The 23,465-nt window shown below is 67.1% G+C and carries 20 protein-coding genes and 1 pseudogene; 14 read left to right on the top strand and 7 right to left on the bottom strand.

From position 1 onward, the window contains the following. Window positions 1-102: 102 nt before the first annotated feature. From folB to N5J29_RS16075, 4 genes are all read left to right on the top strand, one after another. On the top strand, window positions 103-456 hold the full coding sequence (gene folB / locus N5J29_RS16090; protein ID WP_053519479.1) for a dihydroneopterin aldolase: 354 nt from the start codon (window positions 103-105) through the stop codon (window positions 454-456). A 65-nt stretch (window positions 457-521) separates the two neighbouring features. Beyond that, the gene (locus N5J29_RS16085; protein WP_065175436.1) at window positions 522-1,793 is read left to right on the top strand and encodes a mechanosensitive ion channel domain-containing protein; all 1,272 of its coding nucleotides are present in this window, start codon (window positions 522-524) and stop codon (window positions 1,791-1,793) included. Between the two features lie 128 nt (window positions 1,794-1,921). Next, window positions 1,922-4,096, top strand: coding sequence for a glycoside hydrolase family 3 N-terminal domain-containing protein (locus N5J29_RS16080; protein WP_111186641.1), 2,175 nt, complete (start codon window positions 1,922-1,924; stop codon window positions 4,094-4,096). A gap of 106 nt (window positions 4,097-4,202) precedes the next feature. Beyond that, on the top strand, window positions 4,203-4,718 hold the full coding sequence (locus N5J29_RS16075) for a hypothetical protein (RefSeq protein WP_164151071.1): 516 nt from the start codon (window positions 4,203-4,205) through the stop codon (window positions 4,716-4,718). A 45-nt stretch (window positions 4,719-4,763) separates the two neighbouring features. Here N5J29_RS16075 and N5J29_RS16070 read toward each other — a convergent pair whose 3' ends face one another. Further along, window positions 4,764-5,948 carry a PQQ-dependent sugar dehydrogenase gene (locus N5J29_RS16070; RefSeq protein WP_164151070.1) on the bottom strand — a complete coding sequence of 395 codons (1,185 nt, stop codon included), beginning with the start codon at window positions 5,946-5,948 and terminating at the stop codon, window positions 4,764-4,766. A 187-nt stretch (window positions 5,949-6,135) separates the two neighbouring features. Here N5J29_RS16070 and yiaA point away from each other — a divergent pair. Further along, a pseudogene (gene yiaA, locus N5J29_RS16065) lies at window positions 6,136-6,567 on the top strand (inner membrane protein YiaA); the annotation flags it as partial. A 90-nt stretch (window positions 6,568-6,657) separates the two neighbouring features. Here yiaA and N5J29_RS16060 read toward each other — a convergent pair. The 6 genes from N5J29_RS16060 to N5J29_RS16035 all read right to left on the bottom strand — a co-directional run bounded on the left by N5J29_RS16060 (window position 6,658) and on the right by N5J29_RS16035 (window position 12,671). Beyond that, on the bottom strand, window positions 6,658-7,002 hold the full coding sequence (locus N5J29_RS16060; protein ID WP_053519473.1) for a hypothetical protein: 345 nt from the start codon (window positions 7,000-7,002) through the stop codon (window positions 6,658-6,660). 111 nt (window positions 7,003-7,113) lie between these two features. After that, window positions 7,114-8,412: an amino acid permease gene (locus N5J29_RS16055; protein ID WP_164151066.1), complete on the bottom strand. Its 1,299-nt coding sequence runs from the start codon at window positions 8,410-8,412 to the stop codon at window positions 7,114-7,116. Then, window positions 8,409-9,185, bottom strand: coding sequence for a L,D-transpeptidase family protein (locus N5J29_RS16050; protein ID WP_053519646.1), 777 nt, complete (start codon window positions 9,183-9,185; stop codon window positions 8,409-8,411). Before N5J29_RS16050 ends, N5J29_RS16055 begins: the two co-directional genes overlap by 4 nt. Window positions 9,186-9,212: 27 nt before the next feature. Next, window positions 9,213-10,058: a MurR/RpiR family transcriptional regulator gene (locus N5J29_RS16045; protein ID WP_164151064.1), complete on the bottom strand. Its 846-nt coding sequence runs from the start codon at window positions 10,056-10,058 to the stop codon at window positions 9,213-9,215. Window positions 10,059-10,131: 73 nt separating this feature from the next. Then, a complete protein-coding gene (locus N5J29_RS16040) occupies window positions 10,132-11,238 on the bottom strand; it encodes a dipeptide epimerase (protein WP_065182564.1) in 1,107 nt (368 codons plus the stop codon). After that, the gene (locus tag N5J29_RS16035) at window positions 11,235-12,671 is read right to left on the bottom strand and encodes an SH3 domain-containing protein (RefSeq protein ID WP_111186651.1); all 1,437 of its coding nucleotides are present in this window, start codon (window positions 12,669-12,671) and stop codon (window positions 11,235-11,237) included. The genes N5J29_RS16040 and N5J29_RS16035 overlap by 4 nt, the downstream gene beginning before the upstream one ends. A 132-nt stretch (window positions 12,672-12,803) precedes the next feature. Between N5J29_RS16035 and N5J29_RS16030 the strand changes: the two genes are divergently transcribed. The 9 genes from N5J29_RS16030 to N5J29_RS15990 all read left to right on the top strand — a co-directional run. Further along, window positions 12,804-14,264, top strand: coding sequence for a transglutaminase-like domain-containing protein (locus tag N5J29_RS16030; RefSeq protein WP_065175429.1), 1,461 nt, complete (start codon window positions 12,804-12,806; stop codon window positions 14,262-14,264). A 51-nt stretch (window positions 14,265-14,315) separates the two neighbouring features. Continuing rightward, entirely contained in the window at window positions 14,316-17,315 is a 3,000-nt protein-coding gene (locus N5J29_RS16025; protein ID WP_111186633.1) for a TonB-dependent receptor, read from the top strand. Window positions 17,316-17,373: 58 nt separating this feature from the next. Beyond that, window positions 17,374-18,924, top strand: a complete 1,551-nt coding sequence (locus tag N5J29_RS16020; protein ID WP_164151063.1) for a serine hydrolase domain-containing protein — start codon at window positions 17,374-17,376, stop codon at window positions 18,922-18,924. Further along, window positions 18,857-19,570 (top strand): M15 family metallopeptidase, encoded by a 714-nt coding sequence (locus N5J29_RS16015; RefSeq protein ID WP_053519652.1) that lies wholly within the window; start codon window positions 18,857-18,859, stop codon window positions 19,568-19,570. The genes N5J29_RS16020 and N5J29_RS16015 overlap by 68 nt, the downstream gene beginning before the upstream one ends. Window positions 19,571-19,641: 71 nt before the next feature. Then, the gene (locus tag N5J29_RS16010) at window positions 19,642-20,013 is read left to right on the top strand and encodes a hypothetical protein (RefSeq protein ID WP_065182560.1); all 372 of its coding nucleotides are present in this window, start codon (window positions 19,642-19,644) and stop codon (window positions 20,011-20,013) included. 227 nt (window positions 20,014-20,240) lie between these two features. Continuing rightward, the gene (locus N5J29_RS16005; protein ID WP_065175425.1) at window positions 20,241-20,648 is read left to right on the top strand and encodes an EF-hand domain-containing protein; all 408 of its coding nucleotides are present in this window, start codon (window positions 20,241-20,243) and stop codon (window positions 20,646-20,648) included. A 95-nt stretch (window positions 20,649-20,743) separates the two neighbouring features. Next, on the top strand, window positions 20,744-21,496 hold the full coding sequence (locus N5J29_RS16000) for an HAD family hydrolase (RefSeq protein ID WP_164151061.1): 753 nt from the start codon (window positions 20,744-20,746) through the stop codon (window positions 21,494-21,496). A gap of 31 nt (window positions 21,497-21,527) precedes the next feature. Next, complete coding sequence (locus tag N5J29_RS15995; protein ID WP_053519656.1) at window positions 21,528-22,016, top strand: hypothetical protein; 489 nt, start codon at window positions 21,528-21,530, stop codon at window positions 22,014-22,016. A 100-nt stretch (window positions 22,017-22,116) separates the two neighbouring features. Then, window positions 22,117-23,465 (top strand): VOC family protein (locus N5J29_RS15990; protein ID WP_279924478.1); only part of this gene is annotated, 1,349 nt, incomplete at its 3' end.

The raw sequence follows: 23,465 nt of genomic DNA, 5'->3' as shown, positions 1-23,465 counted from the left end.
AGGCTGCGACCGTAGCGGCGGACGTGCCGGGATCCGGTCGTTTCAGGCAGTGGTGGTTCCGTGCCGTTACCATGACCGTCTGTTTTCCCGCTGGTAACCGCAATGGACAAGGTTTTCATCGAGGGGCTGACGATCGACGCCCTGATCGGCATCTACGATTGGGAACGGCGGATCCGGCAGGACCTGGTGTTCGACCTGGAGATGGGTTTCGACAACCGGCGCCCGGCAGCGACAGACGATATCGCCCATACCCTCAACTACAAGGCGGTCAGCAAGCGGCTGGAGCAGTTCGTGCGCGAATCGGAGTTCGGCCTGGTCGAGACCCTGGCCGAACGTTGCGCGCAGATCGTGCTCGACGAGTTCGATGTGCGCTGGCTGCGGCTGAAGCTGAGCAAGCCGGGAGCGGTGCGCGGCGCGCGCGCGGTCGGCGTGATCATCGAGCGCGAACGCGGCTGAAACAGCAGCGTCGGCCGGCGGCCGGCAACTTCTTCATGCGAAATGACTGAAACAGGAGACGACTGATGGTGGATGCGGTGGTGGCGGTACAGTGGATGGAGCGGCTGCAGAACACACTGGAACCCTATCCCGGCGCCTACCTGGCGTTGATGATTTCGGCCCTGCTGCTCGCGGCGGGCCTGGCCAACTGGGTGACCAAGCGCATCCTGGTGCGCGGCCTGCGCCGTCTGCTGCAGCGCCTGCCCGGTGCCGAATCCGGGCGTGGCAGCCATCTGATGCGGGTCATCTCGCGGTTGTCCAACGTGGTGCCCAGCCAGGTGATCGCCTCTGGCATCACCCTCATTCCCGATCTGCCGCCCGGGCTGGTCAGCGTCATCGTCAAGCTGTGCATCGTGTGGGCGGTGCTGACCGTCTCGCTGGCGTTCTCGCATGCGCTGGATGCGGCCAACAGCCTGTACGAGCGCAAGCCGGATGCGCGCAACAAGCCGATCAAGGGCTACCTGCAGGTGGTCAAGATCGTGATCTTCGTGGCGGCTGGCCTGGCGATCATCTCCACCCTGCTGGGCGTGGCGCTGGGCCCGCTGGTGACCGGCCTGGGTGCGGCCACGGCCGTGCTGATGCTGATCTTCCAGGACACCATCCTCTCGCTGGTGGCCAGCGTGCAGATCAGTGGCGATGGCCGCGTGCGCATCGGCGACTGGATCGAGATGCCGAGCCAGAACGCCGATGGTGACGTCATCGACATCGCCCTGCACACCATCACCGTGCAGAACTTCGACAAGACCATCACCACCATCCCGACCAAGAAGCTGGTGACCGAGTCGTTCAAGAACTGGCGCGGCATGCAGGAGGCCGGTGGCCGCCGCATCAAGCGCGCGCTGTATCTGGACCAGCACAGCGTCGGCTTCCTGGACGAGGGCGACCTGGCCTTCCTCGGTGAGTTCGCCCTGCTGCGCGACTACCTGCGCGACAAGGAGCAGGAGCTGGGGCAGTGGAACGGCCGCCTGCGCGAGCAGGGCGTGGCGGACGTGAACAGCCGCCGGGTGACCAATCTGGGCACGTTCCGGGCCTATGTGGAGCGCTACCTGCGCAGCCACCCGGGTATCCACACCGACATGACCCTGCTGGTGCGACAGCTGCAACCGACCACCGAGGGCCTGCCACTGGAGCTGTACTGCTTCACCCGCACTACCGCCTGGGCGGAGTACGAGGCCGTGCAGTCGGACATTTTCGACCATCTGCTGGCGATCCTGCCGGCCTTCGGCCTGAGGGTGTTCCAGGCGTCCAGCGACGCCATGTTGATGGCCGGGCAGCGCCAGTCGGCCCGCTCGGAGTAAGCTGCCGTGCCGCCCGCGGGACCGTACGGACCCCGCTGGTGGATGAAACTGAATGCCGAAACCTCTCGCCAAATGGCCCGGGATCGCTAGAATGCCGGGCTTGTAAACGTTTTCATCAAGGACTGCCGGTGGCCTCCGAACGCATCGAATCCCTCATTGCCCAGATGACCGTCGAGGAAAAGGTCGGCCAGCTGGGTGTTTTCGCGGACATGGTCCGCCCGTTCGCCCCGGACGTGAACCCGGAAGCCAACGTGCGCAATGCCGACCAGGTGCTGCAGCAGGTGCGCGAGGGCAAGGTCGGCTCGCTGTTCAACGGGGTGGGGGCCGAACTGGGCCGCCGCATCCAGCAGGTCGCGACCGAGGAGAGCCGGCTGGGCATCCCGGTCATCCTCGCTGCCGACGTCATCCACGGCATGCGCACCGTGTTCCCGATCCCGCTGGGCGAGGCCGCCAGCTTCGAGCCGGACCTGGCCGAGCGCACCGCCCGCGCCACTGCGGTCGAGGCCACCGCCGCCGGCCTGCACTGGACCTATGCGCCTGCCGTGGACATCGCCCGCGACCAGCGCTGGGGCCGTGGCGCCGAAGGCGCAGGCGAGGACGTGGTGCTGGGCTGTGCCTTCGCCGCCGCCCGTGTGCGCGGCTTCCAGGGCAGCGACCTGCGTGCCGCCGATTCGCTGCTGGCCACGCCCAAGCATTTCGCCGCCTATGGCGCGGTGATGGCCGGCATGGAATACAACATGGTGGACATCTCGCCGCAGACCCTGCGCGACGTGCACCTGCCGCCGTTCAAGGCGGCCTTTGATGCCGGTGCGATCACGGTGATGTCCTCGTTCAACGACATCAACGGCGTGCCGGCCAGCGCCAATGCAGAACTGCTCACCGACATCCTGCGTGGCGAGTGGAAGTTCCCGGGTGTGGTGATCTCCGATTACACCGCCGACATGGAACTGGTGGCGCACGGCTACGCCGCCGATGACCGCGACGCCACCGCCAAGGCCTTCACCGCAGGCCTGGACCTGAGCATGCAGAGCGGCTTCTATGCCGAGCACCTGCCAGGCCTGGTGGAAAGCGGCGAGGTGCCGATGGCGGTGCTGGATGAGGGCGTGCGCCGCATCCTGTGGCTGAAGGAAACCATCGGCCTGTTCGACGACCCGTACCGGTCGCTGGACCCGGCCCGCGAAGCGGACGACTCGCACATCGCCGCACATGATGAGCTCTCGCGCGATGCCGCGCGCCGTTCGATCGTGCTGCTGAACAACCGTGACAACGTGCTGCCGCTGCAGAAGACCGGGCAGAAGATCGCGCTGATCGGCCCGTTCGTGCAGGACCGCGAAAACATCGAAGGCTGCTGGACCCTGTTCGGCGACAAGCAGCGTTATGTGGACCTGGAAACCGGTGTGCGTGCCGCCATCGGTGACGCGTCGCTGCTGGAGATCGTGCCCGGTTGCGATCTGGAAACCGCGATCCCGGGGGGCACCGAAGCCGCCGTGGCGGCTGCGCTGCGTGCCGACGTGGTGGTGTTGGCGCTGGGCGAGCCTCAGCGCTACAGCGGCGAAGCGCAGTCGCGCGTGGAGATCACCCTGCCGCCGGCGCAGCAGGCACTGGCCGAGGCGGTGGCAATGACCGGCAAGCCGCTGGTGGTGCTGCTGCGCAATGGCCGCGCGCTGGCCCTGCAAGGTGCGGTGCGCAATGCGCAGGCCGTGGCGGTCACCTGGTACCTGGGCACGCAGACCGGTCATGCGGTGGCCGATGTGCTGTTCGGCGACTACAGCCCGTCCGGCCGCCTGCCGGTCAGCTTCCCGCAGGTGTCCGGCCAGCAACCGTACTTCTACAACCATCCGCGTACCGGCCGCCCCGAACTGCCGACGATGTCGGAGTTCAAGGCACGCTGGCGCGAGATTCCCAACGAGCCGCTGTATCCGTTCGGTCATGGCATCGGCTACACCACCTTCGCCTATGGCGTGCCGCAGCTCAGCACGGCACAGCTGGGCTGGGACGACACCCTGACCATCACCACCACGCTGACCAACACCGGTACCGTGGCCGGCGAGGAAGTGGTGCAGCTGTACATCCATGACCGCGTGGCCAGCCGCGTGCGGCCGGTGCGCGAGCTGAAGGACTTCCGCAAGATCGCACTGCAGCCGGGCGAATCCACCGATGTGGTGTTCACCCTGCATCGCGAGCAGTTGGCGTTCACCGGCCGCGATGGCGTGCTGCGTGCCGAGCCGGGCCTGTTCGAGCTGTGGGTGTGCGCGTCGTCAGCGGCTGGCGAGCCGGTGCAGTTCGAACTGCTGAAGGGCTGAACGGGAACGGTAGCGCCGGGCCATGCCCGGCGTCGTCACCCATGGCAAACACGCCGGGCCTGACCCGGCGCTACCATCGGGGTTCGTGATCCGATGGAGCCCGACCATGCGCAAGAGTGCTTTCCTTGCCCCCGCGCTGCTGCTGGCAGCCTGTGCACAGCCGGCGCCGCCGACCGCACCGGAGGCAACGCCCGCTGCCGCACCGCCGGCCGAACCCGTGCAGGCAGCACCGGCAGCACCTGCGGCACCCGCGAGCGAACAGACCGAAGATGCGCGCGCGCGCATCGAGACACTGCTCGGTGATGCGGCGCAGTACGAGAAGGTCTTCGATGCCTTCAGAACGGCGGTGGTCGGCGGTGATCGCGCGGCGGTCGTCGAGCAAATACGTTTCCCGTTGAACATCAGCGGCGGAAAGACGATCGCCGGACCGGGCGAATTCCAGCGCAGCTACGAGAAGATCATCACGCCGGCCGTGGTCAAGGCGGTGTCCGCACAGGATTTCGGCAAGGTGTTCGTCAACCAGCAGGGCGTGATGATCGGCGATGGCCAGGTGTGGTTGAGCGGCCAGTGCCTTGATGCGGCCTGCACCCGGACCGAAGTGAAGGTCATCACCATCCAGTGAGCGTGCGGGGTGACGGGCTCTGGCCCGCCACCCTGCGTTACCTGATCAGGTCTTCGGCGTGAGCTTGAGCAGGCGCGCCTTGCTGCCATCTTCAAGCAGCCACAGCGCGCCATCGGGCCCCTGTTCCACTTCACGGATGCGCTCACCCATGTTGAAACGTTCCGCCTCGCGCGCGTTGTCGCCCTCGAAGGCTACGCGCACCAGTGATGTGGAGGACAGGCCGCCGATGAAGCCGCTGCCCTTCCACTGCGGGAACAGGGTGCCGCTGTAGATGACGAAGCCCGCAGGCGAGATGACCGGCGTCCAGGTCACCTTCGGCGCGGCGAACTCCGGGCGCGTGTCGTGGTCGGGAATCGGCCGGCCGTCGTAGTGGTCGCCGTTGGAGACCACCGGGTAGCCGTAGTTGGCGCCCCGCACGATCAGGTTCAGTTCGTCTCCGCCCGCCGGCCCCATCTCATGCGCCCACAGCTTGCCGTTGGCATCGAAGGCCATGCCCAGGATGTTGCGATGGCCGAGCGACCACACCTGTGCAGCCACGCCGCCCTGTGACGCGAACGGATTGTCCGCCGGCAGGCTGCCATCGTCGTTGAGGCGGATGATCTTGCCGAGGTTGCCGCCCATGTCCTGCGCGGGGTCGAACTTCTGCCGTTCGCTGGAGCTGATCCAGAGCTTGCCGTCCGGACCGAACACCAGGCGATGGCCGTAGTGGCCCTGTCCGCTGACCTTCGGTGTCTGTCGCCAGATCACCTTCAGATCCTTGAGCTGGCCACCGCCGTCGGCGTCCAGGGCGAGCGTGGCGCGGGCCACCGCGGCGCCGCGGGTATCCAGCGTGCCTTCCTCGGCATAGCTGAGGTAGATCACCTGGTTGCGGGCAAAGTCCGGGTGCAGGATGACGTCGCCGAAGCCGCCCTGGCCACCATAGGCGACCTTCGGTACGCCGGTGATCTCATGCTTCTGGCCGCTGGCCACGTCCAGGTGCTGCAGCTTGCCGCGCTTTTCGGTGACCAGCAGACTGCCATCGGGCAGGAAGGTCATTGCCCACGGTTGATCGAAACGGCTGACTTCCGTGGCGGTGAACGGCCGCTGGTCGGTTGCGGCCGCAGCCGCAGCCGGTGCAGCAGCGGTGGCGGCAGTACCGGCAGTAGCGGATGCAGGATCGGCGGCGTTGCAGGCAGTGGTGGCGAGAATCGGCGCCAGGCCGAGGGCAAGCAGCAGGGGCGTGCGGGTCATGGGAATCTCCAGGGCGGGGATGCGGATGGCCAAGCGTTCCCTTGTATACCACTGCGGGTGTGACCGTCGTGGCCCGAAGGTCCTGCTACCCCCTGTGCGACGTGGGGCGGATCGTCTAGGGTGGGCACGCCCGGGCAATGCATGCCCGTCTGTCTGCCAAGGATCTGCAACGCACACTGTTCCGACCCACAAGCCATCTCCCGCCTTCGTCGCCGCTTCGTGGGTGGCGCTGCTGCTTGGCGCGGTGGCTTATCTGATCGGCCTGTTCAACGCCGAAATGGCCCTGAACGAGAAGGGCTACTACCTGGCGCTGCTGCTTTATGGCCTGTTCGCGGCGGTATCGCTGCAGAAGAGCGTGCGCGACCGCGTGGAGGGCATCCCGGTCAGCGGCCTGTACTACGCGCTGTGCTGGTTCGCCCCGCTGTCGGCGCTGCTGCTGTTGCTGGTGGGCCTGTGGAATGCCACGTTGCTGTTGAGCGAGAAGGGCTTCTACGCCATGGCCTTCGCACTTGCGCTGTTCGGCGCGGTCGCGGTGCAGAAGAACACCCGCGACCTGATCGCCGCCAACGGCGGCAATGCACGCGGTCAGGCCGTGCCGCCGCTGCCGGAACACGACTGACCCCCGGATTGCGCAGAGCCGGGACCAGCCCGGCTCTGCCGCAGTGCCGAAGGACAGCCGGGCATGGCCCGGCCGCAGCGGGGCGTGCCCTCAGGTGCCGCGCGGTACGCCCCGGTCCAGGCGCTGGTCCAGGTTGACCGCTTCTTCCCAGCCGCGGCGGACGGCGTTGCGGGCCTGCGCCCACTCCAGCCGGCTCTTGCCGCGCTCGCTCGCCCAGCGCGACTCGAGTTCGGCTTCCACCTCTTCGTACGCGCGGATCATGTCCTGCGCACGGGCAGCGTGGCCGATGCGATAGGCCGGCTCGTAGTCCTCGAAGAACAGCTGGTTGTCGTAATAGGGTTCAGCGGTGTAACGCTCGCGCCAGAAGTCGGAAACGGCCTGGCGCGGTGCGCTGTCATCCGGCACGCGGCCGGGGATCTGGTACTCGGGGCTCATCGATCGGGCTCCGTGGTGGATGAGCTTCGATCATGCCGCCATGGCGGTTAACGGTCCGGTCCGCTCGCGTGAAGGGGAGGTGTCCTCCATCCGCGCCGTCGCCGCCGATCATCAGGCGCCTACGTCCTTGCGCGGCAGTTTGTAGATCACTGCGCCGATGGCGAAGGCGACCAGTGCGGCGGCGATGTTCTGCCAGCTGGCACTGGCGAACAGGGCCAGGCAGAGCAGCAGGGCCAGGACCGGAATCAGCGGCCCGCCCGGCAGCTTCAGTGCGCCCGGCCGGTCGGCGTAGCGCTTGGCCAGCACCAGCACGGCCGCCGCGGTTCCGATATAGGCGAACAGTCGCGTGGTCATCGACAGCAGCGCCAACTGCACGAACGAACCGGACAGCGCCAGGCCGAGGGCGATCAGCCCCTGGCAGAAGATCGCGGCAGCCGGTGTGCGGAAGCGCGGATGGACCTGCGCGAGGATCTTCGGCCCGTAGCCATCGCGGGCAAGCGCGAACAGGAAGCGCGGGCCCATCATCATCGTATTGCTGTTGGTGCCGAGGATGGAGATGGTCGCACCGACGGTCAGGATCAACGCCAGTGCCTCACCGCCGAATCCGGCTGCGGCATCGGCCAGCGGTGTCGGCGACGACGCAAGCCCGGCCAGGGTGCCCTGCGCCACCACCTGCACCGCGCCGTAGATGACGGTGACGGTGATGATCATGGTGATCAACGCGAATGGAATGTCGCGACGGGGATTGCGGTACTCGCCGGCTGCCGCCGGGATGTTCTCGAAACCAGCGTAGGCATACAGCAGCAACAATGCGGCCTCACCCATGCGCTGCAGGTCGTGCGGGTCCGGGCGCTGGCCGGAGAACGCCAGCTGCGGATCGATGTAGAACGCGCCGATGGCCACGAACAGCAGCAGCGGCAGCATCTTGCCGATCACCAGCACGATGCCGGTGCGGGCCGCCGAGCGCACGCCGATGATGTTCACGCCGGTCAGGAAACCCAGCGACAGCACGATCACGGCAAGGCGACCCGTGCCGGCCCCGGCCCAGGGCCAGAAGCGCGCGACCGCATCGGCCAGCGCATTGCTGAGTGCGGCCGCCGAGCTGATACGGGTCAGCCAGATCATCCAGCCGATCTCGAAGCCGGCGAAGCGGCCAAAGGCTTCGCGGGCATACAGATAGCTGCCGCCGGGTTCATCGAAGTAACTGGCGGCCTGCGCGTAGCACAGCACCAGCAGGGCCACCACGATGCCGGCGGCGACCACGCCCCACAGGCTGAAGGGGCCCAGCAGGGCGACGGTGGCCGCCGGCAGCAGATAGATGCCGCTGCCGATCACGTCGTTGATCGACAGGCCGACGATCTGCCAGCGGCTGACCGCGCGCTGCAGCTGCGGTTCGTCCTGGGCGCTCAACGCAACGCTCCGGTCAGGGCCGGCAGCTGCCACGGCCCCTGCAGGTTGTCGTACTCCGTCTTGGGCAGCAGGACGAAGACCGCGCGCGTGTCCGGCTTCAGCCAGGCCAGCAGGGCCGTCATGTGGCGCGGCTCCATTGCCGTACAGCCGGCCGTGGCCTCGCCCGGTTTGCGCCAGAGGTGGGCGAAGATGCAACTGCCCTTGCCCGGCCTGCGGCTGCTGTTGTGCTCGATCACGAAGCCCTCGCGGTAGCGCACATCGCCCTTGTTGTGCAGGTCCAGCCGCATCGGTTCGGTGGAGCCTTCTACTGCGGCGGTACCTACGTCCGCCGCATCGACGATGCGGTTGTAGTAGCGCGAGGCGGGTACATCCATGCAGTAGTGGCTGGCCGTCATCGGCAGATACGGCATCGCGCTGGCGATCGTCGGCGCGTAGCCGAACGCGGGGCCGATATCGAAGACGCCGGCCGGACTGCGCCCGTCGCCTTCCGTCTTCTGCGGCCCCTGGTTGTGCAGCGACTCACGGCCCACGCCCCACGCGCTGCCCTCACGCCCCACGGCCACGGTGAAGGCCGGGCCGTGCGGGCGCCACGTGTCGTCGCTGCTCCTGCGCTCATAGGCCTGCAGCCGGCCCTGGGTGGCATCCCAGCTGTCGGTGACCACCACGATGGCCTGCAGACTGCGCGCCATCGGCGGCAGCGGGGTGAGCGCGCCGGCCGGCAGCGCGGTGGCCAGAGCGGTGACAGCGAGGGCGGTACGCAGCAGCGGCAGCATCGTGGACTCCAGTGAACCAGGGGTCGATCAGGCGTCGATCAGGTGTTCGATCCGTTCCAGGTTCACCCCGAGCTGGCGGTGGCGGTCCGGGTTGGCATGGCACAAAAGCACGAAGACGAAGTCGAGCAGGGACTGCAGTGAAGCACGGTACAGCAGCTGCGCCACGTGCGGTTCGGGGTCATGGGCGCAGACCACCAGTGACTGGTCGGCATGTGCGCGCAGTGGGTTGGCGGTGTGGCGGGTGATCGACACCACCTTCCCGCCCACGTCCTGGAACTGCCGCGACAGCTGGAACAGCTGCGGCAGCTTGCCGAACTCGGAGAACACCAGCATGGCATCACCGGCCCGCGCCGCTGACAGGTTGGCCATCATCAGGATCGGATCGGCATGGTGCACGGTCAGCATGCCCAGCAGCGACAGTCGCATGGCGAACTCGCGCGCGTACAGGCCGTCATCGCCAAGGCCGTACACGAACACTTTGGGCGCCCTGTCGAGCAGTCGCACGATGGCCTCCACATCAGCCTGCGCATTGGCCAGGCTGGTCTCTTCCTCGGCGGCTGCCCGGCTCAGGCGCAGGCGCCCGGCGATGTCGGCGTAGTCATCGGCGCTCGGCGACGGCGGGCGTGCCTGCGGATCGTGGCCGGCGCGCGCCACGTCCTGGCCGATCGAGTACTTCAGGTCCGGGTAACCCTTGAAGCCCAGCTTCTGGCTGAACTTCACCACGCTGGACTGGCTGATGCCCAGCGCGCTGGCCAGCTGCTGCGACGAGTAGTCGCGCAGCAGGTGCGCGTTGTCGAGGATGAAGTCGGCGATGCGGCGTTCGATGGCCGACATCTGCCCGCGCTCGGAGCGGATTTTCACCAGGGGTGGCATGGGGCTCAGCGTGGGTCCGGTTGCAGGAAGGGTAAGCGGGATCAACGGTCGGCGGTAGCGCCCGTGCAGCGGCCTACCAGCGCGGCGGCGTGATCATCTCCAGCCCGCGCACCTCGGTGATTCCCAGCCCCGGCGCATCGCTGATGGTGATCTCCGACTCGTTGAAGTTGACCCCGCCGCTGACCGGGTCGAACTGGCCCAGCGAAGGGCCGTCCAGGTCGACCTTGGTGATCACATCACTCCTGGCCACGGCCAGGTGCACGGCCGCGGCCACGCTGATGCTCGATTCGATCATGCAGCCGATCATGCACGGCACGCCGTAGATGCCGGCGATGTCGGCGATGCGGATGGCATTGGACAGGCCACCGGTCTTCATCAGCTTGATGTTGATGATGTCCGCCGCGCGCTGCTGGATCAGGTCCATCACCTGGCTGGGACTGAACACGCTCTCATCGGCCATGACCGGCGTGTTGACCCGGTCGGTCACGTACTTCAGGCCACTGATGTCGGCGGCCTTCACCGGCTGCTCCAGCAGCTCCAGCACCACGCCGGCATCCTCCAGCGTGCGCATCGCGTGCACCGCCTGCTTGGCGGTCCAGCCCTGGTTGGCGTCCAGGCGCAGCAGGGCGCGGCCTTCAACCGCCGCGTGGATCGCCTTGACCCGCTCGATGTCCAGGCCGATGTCCTTGCCGACCTTGATCTTCAGCGACTCGAAGCCACGCTCGATCGCCGACAGCGAATCGGCCACCATCTTGTCGATGTAGTCCACGCTGATGGTGATGTCGGTGGTGATGACCGGGTCGCCGCCGCCGAGCATCTGGTACAGCGGCGCACCATGCAGCTGCGCCCACAGGTCGTACAGGGCGATCTCCACTGCGGCCTTGGCGCTGGTATTGCGCTCCATCGACGTCTGCACCAGCCCGCACAGGCGGTTGAGGTTGGCAACGTCCTGCCCGATCAGGCGTGGAGCGATGAAGTGGCGGATCGCTTCGATGATCGAGCCATGCGTATCACCGGTGATCACCGCGGTGGCCGGCGCCTCGCCGTACCCGGTGTGGCCGCTGTCGGTGCGGACCAGCACCACCACGTCCTCCACGGTTTCCACGGTGCGCAGGGCGGTCTTGAAGGGGGTCTTCAGCGGCACGCGCAGCATGCCCAGTTCAATGGCGGTGATCTTCATTCAGGGGTCTTGGCCCGCAGGCGCTGGATGTTGGTGATGCGGTCGATGTAGCGGACCGTGTCGCTGGCCATCATCGGCTCCAGCGGCGTGACCGAAACACCATTGAGATGGGCCTGCACACGCGTGCCGTCGGCGCCGAACCAGCTGCCGCCGGCCGTATCGTGGATGACCCAGGTGCGGCCGTCGACGTGGCCGATGGCCATCATCACATGGCCGGGGATGTAGACCAGATCACCGACCTGCAGGCCGGTGACGGCACGTTCGCGCGCGGCCTTGCCATCCCTGCTGGTGAACGGCAGGCGATCCAGTGCCGGGCTGATCGCCTGGGCGCTGGTATTGCGCGGCAGCAGCACGCCGAAGCTGCGGTAGATTTCCGAAACGAAGCCGCTGCAGTCGCGGGTATCGTAGTCATGGCCCCAGCCATAGCGCTCACCCAGGAACTTGAACGCCTGCTGCAACAGCCGGCGAGGGGTCAGCGGCAGGTAATCGGCGGCCGTGTCCTGCGAGCGCGGCAGCAGTGCCGGAACCAGCTTCAGTCGTCCATCGGCCTCGCGCACGGGCAGCTGCACCACCCATGAGGCGTGGGCCTGCTGGCCGTTGACCGGCGTGGCCGCAGGCCAGTCGGCCAGCACCGGCAGGCGCACGCCCATGTCCAGCTGCAGGCGCGAGACGCGCGGCTCTTCCGGCGTGTAGACGGTGTGCGCGGTGGCGCCGGTGACGATGCGGTACGGGCCGGCGCTGCCATAGCCGAGCACGCTGGTCTTGTCGCCGGTGGCCACGGCGTCCGTTTCGATCCATGCGCTGTAACGCTCGCTGTGCACGAACAACCAGCGGCCATCGCTGCTGCGATGGACCACGGCGACCTTGTCACCGGGGAACAGCGCCGATTCCTGGAAGCGATCGATATCGGTATCGCCCACCGTGCTGAAGACCCGCTCGCGGGTCGGGAAGGTGCGCAGTGCGGCACGCTTCACCACCAGCCCGTAGTCGGGCGCCACCTGTGCGGGAATCGCATCCAAGCCGAGGTTGGCTTCGATGGCCTTGCGCACTGCCGGTGCGATCGCCTGCCCCTTGGCGTTGTAGAGCGTACGCGTGGGCCAGCTCGACAGCGCCGTGATGCTGCTGCGTACCTGTGCCGCATCCAGCTGGGCGGGCAGGGCGGCGATGTCCTGGATATGGGCATCCTCTGCGCGCATCCGTGCGTTCTGCGCCTGGATCTGTGCGCGGTCGAGGATCGGCGCATCGGCATCGTCCAGCCGGGCGGCCCAGTAGTCCGGGGTCAGGTAAGCCTCGTGCAGACCGATCACATACGGCAGCGGCGCGCCCGGATCGGGCGCGGCAGCCTGCACGAAGGCCGGTGCGGCGAACAGGCACAGGGCCAGGGTCAACCGGCGCGGCCACTGCCGGCGCGGTTCGCGGGAAGCCAGGATCATGCGCAGCACACCCTCCTCGAATGCCTTAAGGAATATTTATTCCTTTCGCCTGCGAAAGCAAGAATAAATTATTGACCGGTCCTCCGGCCCGTGTTACACAGCCGTTACCACCCGCGCTTGGGAAGTGTCGCTGTGGATCCTGCCGTTCGCAAACCGCGTCTGCCTGCCGCCGCCGGCCTGTGTGCCGCGCTGCTGCTGTGGGCGTCGGCCACGCACGCGGCAGACGCGCGCGACAGCCGGCAGCTGCAGGTGATCGACCTGATCGACAGCGGGCGCTTCAGCGACGCCCAGGCGCTGCTGGCGACCGGGCACGATGCTGCCGAAGACGCATTCCAGCGCGAGCGCATGCGCCGCATCCGCCTGGATTTTTCCCTCGACGAAGCGGCGGCCAAAGCGGCGGTGCGTCGCTGGATTCCGGATCTGACCGACGAGGAGTTCGCGCGCTGGGACCAGCTGGGGCTGATCGAGCACCTCGATATCGATGGCAGGCGCGCGTACTTCAAGCGCGCGCCCTCAAACCTGTTCCTGCTCAGCGATGAAGCGCGTGCACGCCGCCGTGCCGATGCACCGATGCCGTCTCCGGGCCCGAATGAAGTGCTCAACGCGCACCACGCACGTGTCGTTGCTGCTGCCGGTCAAAGCGGCCAGGGCTCGGTGCTGCCGCAGCGCATCGCGTTCACGCAGTCGCTCACGGTCAAGGCCGATGCGGTCCCGGCGGGCGAAACCGTTCGCGCCTGGATTCCCTATCCGCGCGAGATTCCGGGCCAGCAGGAGCGCGTGCAATGGCTTGGCAGTACACCGGACAAAGCACGCGTGGCACCCGCCAGTACCCTGCAGCGCACCGCCTATCTGGAAGCGAAGGCCGTCGCCGGGCAGCCCACGCGCTTCGAGATCCGTTATGCCGTCACCCTGTTCGCCCGCCACACGGCAATCGATCCGGCCCGGGTGCAGCCGACACCGGCCGACGCCGCGCTGCAGCCTTACCTGAGCGAACACTTGCCGCATGTGCGTTTCACGCCGGCATTGAAACTGTTTTCCGACCAGGTGCTGCAGGGCGAAACACGCCCCTACGAGATCGTGCGCAGGCTGTTCGCGGCGGTCGATCGCATCCCATGGGCCGGCGCACGCGAGTATTCCACCCTCAGCAACATCAGCGACTACGCGCTGCGTGCCGGCCATGCCGACTGCGGCCAGCAGACGCTGCTGCTGATCGCGCTGCTGCGCATGAACGGCATTCCCGCGCGCTGGCAGTCGGGCATGGTGTTCTCCGACGATGGCAGCGGCTACAACAACCTGCATGACTGGGGACAGGTCTATCTGGCGCCGTATGGCTGGCTGCCGATGGATGTGACCACCGGTGCACTGGCCAGCGATGTACCTGCGCTGCGCGATTTCTACCTGGGTGGCCTCGACGGCTACCGCATCGCCTTCAACGACGATTTCGGCCAGCCGTTCGTGCCGGCCAAACAGCATTTCCGCTCGGAAACGGTCGACTCGCAGCGCGGCGAGGCCGAGTGGGCAGGCGGCAACCTGTACTTCGACCAATGGAGCTACGACTTCCAGTGGCAGGTACTGCCCGCCGGGCAACGCTAGCGCGACACACCACCATCGGCACCATTCAATTCTTGCAGGAGAGAGCAGGGGATGAAGGCATACAACATCAAGCGGGCGGCGCTGTGCGTCGCCCTGGGTACCTGTCTGGGCGTGATCGCGCCCGGCGCCTTCGCGCAGGATGGCTCCGTCGCCGGCCGGCTGGTCAGCGATGCCGGCCAGGTTCCCGCCGGCGCCACGGTCACGGTGCGCAATCCGGCCACCGGCTTCGTCCGCTCGGTACAGGCCGATGCCAACGGCAGCTATCGCATTCCGCTGCTGCCGGTGGGCACCTATGAGATGGAGGTGAGCCTGCCCGGCGGCGGTGCCAGCCGCGTCGGCCAGGTCACCGTCGGCCTGGGCAGCGCAACCACCGTCAATGTGCCGCTGGGTGCGGTCAGTACCCTGGGAACGGTGGAGGTGCGCGCGCCGCAGGTGGTATCGATGGTGGATGTGAAGTCCACCGAATCGGCCACCAACATCACCCGCGAGGAGCTGTCGCGCCTGCCGGTGGACCGTGACATCACCGCCGTCGCGCTGCTGGCGCCGGGCGCAGTGAAGGGCAAGGGCTCGCTGGGCGGGCAGGGCATTTCGTTCGGCGGCTCGTCAGTGGCCGAGAACACCGTGTACATCAATGGACTGAACGTCACCGACTTCTACAACCGGGTGGGCTTCTCGTCAGTACCGTTCTCCTTCTACCAGGAGTTCCAGGTCAAGACCGGAGGCTATTCGGTGGAGTTCGGGCGCAGCACCGGTGGCGTCATCAACGCCGTCACCCGCTCGGGCAGCAACGACTTCAAGGCCGGTGCCGAGCTGGTGTTCGAACCCCGCGCGTGGCAGTCGCAGGCCCGCGACCGCTATGACGGCCAAGGCAGCCGTTACATCACCGCCAGCCGCGACGACTACAGCCGCAGTGCGCTCAACGTGTTCGCCTCCGGTGCCCTGGTCCAGGACCGGCTGTTCTTCTTCGGCATGTACGAGGCCCGCGACTATCGGCCAACCTCGACCAACGACGCTGGTACGCGCCTGAGCCAGGGCAAGGCCGATGACCCGTTCTGGGGCGGCAAGATCGACTGGCAGATCACCGACAACCAGATGCTGTCGCTGTTCGGCTTCTCGGACAAGAGCAAGACGCTTACCGATGTCTACAACTACGACTATGCCAGTGGCCAGACGGTAGGCGAGCGCAGCAACCAGATCTACAACACCGTGGGCGGCAGGAACTGGTCGGGCACCTACAGCTGGCAGGTCAACAACGACCTGACCATGAAGCTGATGTATGGCGAGAACAAGCGCAACCGCGCGCAGAGCTCGTTGATGGACGAAAACTGCAACCGCGTGTTCGACAACCGTACCGCCAGCCAGGGCGTGCCCTCGCAGCTGCAGGGCGACCGCAGCTGCACCAGCAGCTCGCTGCTGGAATCGGCACTGGATACGCGCAAGGCCGCACGCGCCGACTTCGAGTGGACCCTGGGCGACCATCTGCTGCGCTTCGGCCTGGACCGCGAAGAGAACACCTCCGACTACAGCCGCGCCTATCCCGGTCCGGGTGGTTTCCGCTACGACATCTACTACCGCACGCCGGGCAGCTCGCTCAATGGGGGCATCGTGCCGGCCAGTGGCCTGGTCGCGCGCACCCGCCGGTATGAAGTGGATGGCTCGTTTGAAACCATCAACTCGGCGTATTACCTGGAAGACAACTGGCAGGTCACCCCGAACCTGCTGCTGAACATGGGCCTGCGCCTGGAAGCCTTCGACAACAAGGGCGGCGACGGCAGCAGCTACATCAAGATCGACGACATGCTGGCCCCGCGCCTGGGCTTCGCGTGGGACGTGCGCGGTGATGGCACCACCAAGGTGTTCGGCAACCTTGGCCGTTACTTCCTGCCGGTGGCCAACGTCATCAACATCAAGCAGGCCGGTGGCTTCCTGGACGAACGCACCTGGTACGAATTCCTCGGCTATAGCGGTGCCGCCAACAACGTGCCGAACCTGGGGGCGCAGATCGGGCCGGTCGACAATTCGCAGGGTGATGGCAGCGTGCCGGACCTGCGTGCCGAAGTGAACCGGGACATGGACCCGGTCTACCAGGACGAGGCGATCCTCGGCTTCCAGCAGATGATCAACGAAGCCTGGTCGGTCGGTGCCAGCGTGACCTATCGGCGCCTGCACAACGCGATCGATGACATGAACATCACCGCCACCGGCCAGTGCGGTGCCATCGACAGCGTCTGGATCATGGGCAATCCCGGGCGCAGCAATACCGTCTGGGGCGATACCAACTGCGACGGCAGCAACGATGGCTGGATCAGCATCGATACGTCGAAGGAAGGCTGGGCGCTGTATGACGATGACGGCAACTATGTTGGCCAGCGCGGCTGGGTGAAGCCCAAGCGCGACTACAAGGCGCTGGAGCTGCAGGTCGATCGCGCCTGGGATGGCAAGTGGGGCTTCAATGCGTCCTATACGCTGGCCTACGGCCGTGGCAACGCCGAAGGCCCGGTCAACTCCGATACCGACTTCGCCGATGCCGGTCGTACCGAGAACTTCGACAACCCCTGGGTGAACTACGGCGGCTATGGCTACCTGGCCAATGACCGGCGGCATCAGTTCAAGTTCCGTGGCAGCTATGCGTTGACCGAGAACCTGAGCGTGGCGGCGACGCTGGGCGTGCAGTCGGGCAGCCCGATCACCCGCTTCGGCGCCGGCAATCCGTTCGACGACACCGACTTCCACAGCTATTACGTGTGCGTCTCCAACTGCCAGGCGAGTGTGCCGTCCGAGCGCGTGTTCGTGCATTCCCCGCGCGGTGGCGATGGCCGCACGCCGTGGACCTACGACCTCGACGTCAGCGTGTCGTACAAGGTGCCGATCCCCACCGACCTGCGCCTGAAGCTGGCGGTGTACAACGTACTGAACCAGCAGCGCGTGGTGACGGTGGACCAGGACTACGAACCGCAGGACAGCATCGGTACGCCGAACCCGCTGTATCGTTATGGCACCGGCTTCCAGTCGCCGCGCTATGCGCAGCTGACGGTGACCTGGAGCTACTGACGGTGTGCCCGCGCCGCTCGAAGGGGCGGCGCGGGCAATGACACAAGGGAGCGGGCCTGTGCTTCAGCTGATCGTCCTTGCTGCACTTGCCGCCTCGCCTGCTGCGCTGGCGGAGCCCGCGCGCTTCGATGCCGATATCGCCACCGTTGTCGCACGCGAGCACCTGCCTGGGATGGCGGTGGCGGTGGTGGACCAGGGACAGGTGGTGTACCGCCATGCCGAAGGCATGCGGGGTGATGGCGGTCGCATTGATGAGGACACGCTGTTCAAGATCGCCTCCAACAGCAAGGCGATGACCGCCGCGCTGCTGGCACGGCTGGTGCAGCAGGGCCGGCTGCGCTGGGATGACCCCGTGCAGCGGCATCTGCCCGGCTTCCGCATGCACGACGCCTGGGTGGGGCAGCAGATGCAGGTGCGTGATCTGCTGATCCACAACAGTGGCCTGGGGCTGGGCGCCGGTGACCTGATGCTGTGGCCCGAGCCCAATGCCTTCACCCGCGCCGACATCATCGCCGGGCTTGCGCATCTGAAACCCGTCATCAGCTTCCGCAGCGGCTATGCCTACGACAACCTGATGTACGTGGTCGCCGGTGAAGTGGCTGCTGCCGCAGGGGGCAAGCCCTATGACCAGCTGATGCGCGAGCAGGTGTTTGAGCCGCTGGGCATGGCCCGTTGCCAGGTCGGTCGCTGGTCGGTGCGTGACGTCGGCAACGTCGCCCAGCCGCACGCGCGGCGCGACGGCCGCACGACGGTGGTCAACGCCGACGGTGAGATCAGCGCCGATCTGCCATCGATGGCGGCCGGTGGCATCCGCTGCTCGCTGCGCGACATGACGCGCTGGATGCAGGTGCTGCTGGATCCCGACCTGGTGCCGGACTGGCTGGACACGCCACAGCGGCGCGCGCTGTGGACGCTGCACATGCCGATGCCGCTGGGTGACATGCAGCGGCGCTGGGACAACGCACACGTCCATGGCTATGGCTACGGCTGGCGCCTGTCGGACATCGATGGCCACTGGAAGGTGGCGCATACCGGCACCCTGTCCGGCATGTATTCGTCGCTGGCCCTGCTGCCCGACCGTGGCATCGGCGTGGTGATCCTGATCAATGGCGAGGGCGAGCAGGCACGTACGGCGCTGATGCAGTCGATGCTGAAGGCGTACACCGCGCCGCAGGACCGCAGGCGTGCCGCCGACTACCTCGATGAACTGGAGCGCGCGCAGGCGTCCAAGCGTGCGCAGGGGCATGTGGCGCCTTCGACGGAACGTGCGCGCGCCGTATCCGGCACGGCCTTGCCGCAGTGGCAGGGCCGCTATGCGGATCCGTGGCTGGGAACCGCCTGGCTGTGCCCAGGCCCCGACGGCCTGCGGTTCCGCGTGGAGAAATCGCCTCGCCTGCAGGCCCGGGTGATGCAGCTGCAGCAGCGTTGGCTGCTGCGTTGGGATACGCTGGGTGAGGACGCGCAGGCGTGGCTGCAGCCCGGCGATGGCCCGGTGCCGCCCCTGCAACTGCGCGCGATCGACCCGGACATCGACTTCAGCTATGACTTCCAGGATCTGCATTTCACTCGCACTGGCGACTGCACTGGCGAGCCCCGCGCACGCCAGTGAGGCGCCGCGCCTATCGTCGGCCACCGATGCGTCGCAGGCCGGGCTGGTGGAGATCCGCACGGTGTCGCCGGGAATCGAGCTGGACATCCGCTATGCCGGCGCCGGCAACTTCACGGGCGCACGCGTGCCTGGCTATGAAGCGCCGGCCTGTTATCTGCTGGCGCCGGTCGCGACCGCACTGGCACGGGTCGAAGCGGATCTGCGCGCGCAGGGCTTCGCTCTGCGCATCTACGACTGCTATCGCCCGGTGCGCGCGGTGCAGGCGTTCGTGGCCTGGGCACATGACCCCGCGGAGCAGTCACGCAAGTCACTGCAGTATCCGGATCTGGAAAAGCCGCAGCTGTTGAGCGAAGGCTACATCGCCGAGCGCTCGGGCCACAGTCGCGGCGCCACCGTGGACGTCGGCCTGCTGGCGTGCCGGCGCGACACGTGCACGCCGCTGGACATGGGCACCGATTTCGATTTCTTCGGTCCGCGGGCGCACACCGCGGCCGAGGGACTCAATGACGCACAGCGGGCCCACCGTGCCCGTCTGCTGCAGGCGATGGCCCGGCATGGCTTCAGCAACTATGCGCAGGAGTGGTGGCACTACACGCTGCAGCCCGAGCCGGACCCGATGACCGCCTACGACGTGCCCGTTCGATAGCAGCACCGGCGGGTCCGCGCCGCCGAGACCCTCCGTCGTACACTGGCCGCCTTTCCCCTCCTGCGCACCCGATGAATCTTCCCCTGCATTTCGGCCTGCTCGGTACCCTGGAAGCTGGCGCCATCGCATTGCTGGTTGGCCTGCTGGTGTACCTGCTCTGGCATCGGCTGTGCCGCCTGCTGCACTGGACGGTAGGCCATGCCATCGGCTGGTCGTGCGTCATCGCCGTGGTGATCTCGGCCGGCATCGATGCATGGAAGCTCTTCTACATGGGAATCGTGCGGCTGGAGTCGCCGCTGTATGCGCGGTTGTTCCTGGCCACCATCCACGATCCGAACGAACTCGGCAGCCGCGTGGTGCTGGAGATTGCCGGAGCGCTCGCCGGTGTGGCGCTGGGATGGGTGTTGTTCAGTTCGCGGTCATCGTCCCAGAACGTCGAATGACGCAGGTTTTTCGTTGCCTGCGGGTTAAATCCAAGGGCGTTGAATGTTCGCCTTATGGGCCGATCACTCCACCCTAACCACCGCGCTAATGCATGCACGCCGGGCAGTGGTTAACCGCGCGTGTGGATGACGGTCGCGGCGCAAAATCGATTCAGAAACGGGGTGGCAGGGTAGGTGCCGTGCGGAAACAACAGGCCGCGCAACACCACCCCAAGGAGACATCCCTGATGACCATTCGCAACCGCAAGCCCCTGATCGCCCTGATTGTCGCCGCCGGCAGCGTACTGGCCATTCCGGCCATGGCACAGACCGCGCAGCAGCAGGCCGCACAGGCGCAGAATGATGCAGCGCAGGCCCAGCAGGCCGCCGCGCAGGCAGGCCAGGCCGCGAACCAGGCCACTGACGCAGCGGCGGCCGCGTCGGCGCAGGCCAGCGGCGGCGGCCAGACCTGGGCCAGCATCGATACCGACGGCAACGGCACCATCAGCAAGTCCGAGGCACAGGTCAACGCCGGGCTTGCCCAGGTGTTCGACCAGGCCGATGCCAACAAGGACGGCGAGCTGAGCGCCGATGAGTACAAGGCCTATGTGGCCGCCCAGCAGGCCGGTGCCGGCGGCGCCGCACAGGGCCGCTGATCCACCGTTGATTCGGGACAACCGGTGCATGGGTACCCGGGCGGCGCCAGCCGCCCGGGTTTTTTTCGCCCTCGCCGCGCCTGTATCCTTGTCCGATGAACACCTCCACGCCTGCGCCCGCGCGCGCCATCGGCCTGGTCGGTTTTGACGGTGACGACACGCTGTGGAAGAGCGAGGACTACTACCGCAAGGCCGAGCAGAACTACCTTGACCTGCTGTCGCGCTACATCGACGTGCACGACACCCAGACCGCCCGTCACCTGCTGGAAGTGCAGCAGCGCAACCTGGGTGTGTTCGGTTACGGCGTGAAAGGCATGGCGCTGTCGATGATCGAGGCGGCCATCGACATCACCGGCCAGCGCATCGAGGCCAGGGACATCCAGCGCATCCTCGATATCGGCCACGACACCCTGCGCCATCCGGTCGAGCTGATCGACGGTGTGCGTGAATCGGTGGCGGCCATCGCCGAGCACTATCCGGTGGTGCTGATCACCAAGGGCGACCTGTTCCACCAGGAAGCGAAGATCAACGTTGCCCGGCTGCATGAACTGTTCCCGCGCATCGAGATCGTCTCGGAGAAGGACCCGGCAACCTATGCCCGCGTGCTGGCCGAGTTCGACCTGCCGATCGAGCGCTTCGTGATGGTCGGCAATTCGCTGCGCTCGGACATCGAGCCGGTGGTCACGCTGGGGGGCTGGGGCATCCATACGCCCTATGCGGTCACCTGGGCGCATGAGACCCAGCATGGCGTGGCCGACGACGAGCCGCGCATGGTCAGCGCCGATACCGCCTGGGACTGGCCGGCCGCACTGGCCGCGATCGAAGCCAAGGCCAGCGTCGCGGCCTGACAGGGCGCGACGGCTGCGGCAGAATCGGGGCATGAATGCTCGCCTGCTCACGCTGCTGATGCTCCTGCTGCTGGCGCCGGCCACCGTGCTGGCACAGCAGACGGCCGAACGCTCGGCGGCCTATGAGGTGGACACCGGCGACCGCTGGATCGACGCCCAGCTGCGCGACATCAACCACTACGCCGAGCGCTACCCCGATGCCTTCCTCGACGAGGTCTCGCGCTATGCCGATGTGCCGCGTGGCTATGTCAGCGCGCTGTTCAGCACCCACGGCTGGCAGGCGGGTGATCTGTACTTCGCCTGCTTCTGGGCCAAGGCCAGCGGCCAGACCTGCCGCGACAGCGTGCGTGCCTTCAGCCGTGACCCGGCCGGCGGCTGGCAGGCCGTGGTGAAGCGGATGCCCAAGGCACCGGACAACCTGCACTACCGCGCCGTGCGCCACGCCATCGTGGCCAGCTATGAGCATTGGGACCGGCCGATCACCCTGGATGCCACCCTGAAGCGCCAGCTCAACCGGTAGCGCCGGTCCGCTCCATGCTGCTCTGCATATCGCCGCCGGCCCCGCGCTCCGGCGACAATACGGGTCCGAGCTGTTCCCCGTTCCCGTAATCGAGTGACTGATGAGCGCCTCTTTCGTTTCGCCTGATGTGATCCGCCGCCTGTTCGCCCAGGCCATGTCCCGCATGTACCGCACCGAAGTGCCGCTGTACGGCACGCTGGTGGAACTGGTGGAGCGGATCAACGCGCAGGTGCTGGCGCAGGACCCTGCATTGGCTGCGCAGCTGCAGCGCAACGATGAGCGCGGCCGGCTGGACGAGGAGCGGCACGGCGCGATCCGCGTCGGCACCGTGCAGGAGCTGGCCACCCTGCGCCGCCTGTTCGCGGTGATGGGCATGTTTCCGGTCGGCTACTACGACCTGTCGGTGGCCGGTGTGCCGGTGCATTCCACCGCGTTTCGCCCGCTCACCGGTGCGGCGCTGGCGCAGAATCCGTTCCGCGTGTTCACCTCGCTGCTGCGCCTGGAACTGATCGAGGACGAGGTCCTGCGTGCGCAGTCGGCACAGATCCTGGCCCGCCGCCGCATCTTCACCGATGCCGCCCTGGCCCTGATCGACCAGGCCGAGCGCGATGGCGGGCTGTCGCAGCACGACGCCGAGCGCTTCGTGGCGGAGGCGCTGGAGACCTTCCGCTGGCACGGTGACGCCACCGTCGACCTGCCGACCTACCATGCGCTGCACCAGGCACACCGGCTGGTGGCCGACGTGGTCAGCTTCCGTGGCCCGCACATCAACCACCTGACCCCGCGCACGCTGGACATCGATGCCGCGCAGGCGGCGATGATCGAGCAGGGGATGGCCGCCAAGGCGGTCATCGAAGGTCCGCCGCGCCGCGCCTGTCCGATCCTGCTGCGGCAGACCAGTTTCAAAGCGCTGGAAGAAGCCGTGCATTTCCCCGATGAGCAGGGCGGTGATGCCGGCACCCACACCGCGCGGTTCGGCGAGATCGAGCAGCGTGGCCTGGCCCTGACGCCGAAGGGGCGCGCGCTGTACGACCAGCTGCTGGCGCAGGCGCGCAACAGCGAAGGTGCCGGCAGTACCGGTGGCGACTATGGCCAGCGCCTGCTGGCAGCGTTCGCAGCGTTCCCGGACGACCATGACACCCTGCGCCGCGAGGGTCTGGGCTACTTCCGCTACCAGCTGACCGAGGCCGGCCGCGCCGCGCCTGGCGGGATTGGTGACCTGCCGGCGGAAGCCCTGATCGCGGCGGGGCTGGTGGTGGCCGACCCGATCGTCTACGAGGATTTCCTGCCGGTCAGCGCCGCAGGCATCTTCCAGTCGAACCTGGGTGGCGAAGAGCAGCGCGCCTATGCCGCACATGCCAACCGCGAAGCGTTCGAGCAGGCGTTGGGCGTGCCGGTGAACGATGAGTTCGACATCTACGAGCGCCTGCAGGCCGAATCACTGGCGAG

Source organism: Stenotrophomonas sp. GD03680 (assembly GCF_029844625.1).
Lineage (GTDB): Bacteria > Pseudomonadota > Gammaproteobacteria > Xanthomonadales > Xanthomonadaceae > Stenotrophomonas > Stenotrophomonas maltophilia_P.
This window is presented reverse-complemented; position numbering and strand designations above follow the sequence as displayed.

Bases quoted from the DNA above. Each gene is read 5' to 3' on its own strand.
- folB (WP_053519479.1), top strand. From the start codon at position 103: ATGGACAAGGTTTTCATCGAGGGGCTGACGATCGACGCCCTGATCGGC.
- N5J29_RS16085 (WP_065175436.1), top strand. From the start codon at position 522: ATGGTGGATGCGGTGGTGGCGGTACAGTGGATGGAGCGGCTGCAGAAC.
- N5J29_RS16075 (WP_164151071.1), top strand. From the start codon at position 4,203: ATGCGCAAGAGTGCTTTCCTTGCCCCCGCGCTGCTGCTGGCAGCCTGT.
- N5J29_RS16070 (WP_164151070.1), bottom strand. From the start codon at position 5,948: ATGACCCGCACGCCCCTGCTGCTTGCCCTCGGCCTGGCGCCGATTCTC.
- N5J29_RS16060 (WP_053519473.1), bottom strand. From the start codon at position 7,002: ATGAGCCCCGAGTACCAGATCCCCGGCCGCGTGCCGGATGACAGCGCA.
- N5J29_RS16050 (WP_053519646.1), bottom strand. From the start codon at position 9,185: ATGCTGCCGCTGCTGCGTACCGCCCTCGCTGTCACCGCTCTGGCCACC.
- N5J29_RS16045 (WP_164151064.1), bottom strand. From the start codon at position 10,058: ATGCCACCCCTGGTGAAAATCCGCTCCGAGCGCGGGCAGATGTCGGCC.
- N5J29_RS16040 (WP_065182564.1), bottom strand. From the start codon at position 11,238: ATGAAGATCACCGCCATTGAACTGGGCATGCTGCGCGTGCCGCTGAAG.
- N5J29_RS16035 (WP_111186651.1), bottom strand. From the start codon at position 12,671: ATGATCCTGGCTTCCCGCGAACCGCGCCGGCAGTGGCCGCGCCGGTTG.
- N5J29_RS16025 (WP_111186633.1), top strand. From the start codon at position 14,316: ATGAAGGCATACAACATCAAGCGGGCGGCGCTGTGCGTCGCCCTGGGT.
- N5J29_RS16015 (WP_053519652.1), top strand. From the start codon at position 18,857: ATGACTTCCAGGATCTGCATTTCACTCGCACTGGCGACTGCACTGGCG.
- N5J29_RS16010 (WP_065182560.1), top strand. From the start codon at position 19,642: ATGAATCTTCCCCTGCATTTCGGCCTGCTCGGTACCCTGGAAGCTGGC.
- N5J29_RS16005 (WP_065175425.1), top strand. From the start codon at position 20,241: ATGACCATTCGCAACCGCAAGCCCCTGATCGCCCTGATTGTCGCCGCC.
- N5J29_RS16000 (WP_164151061.1), top strand. From the start codon at position 20,744: ATGAACACCTCCACGCCTGCGCCCGCGCGCGCCATCGGCCTGGTCGGT.
- N5J29_RS15995 (WP_053519656.1), top strand. From the start codon at position 21,528: ATGAATGCTCGCCTGCTCACGCTGCTGATGCTCCTGCTGCTGGCGCCG.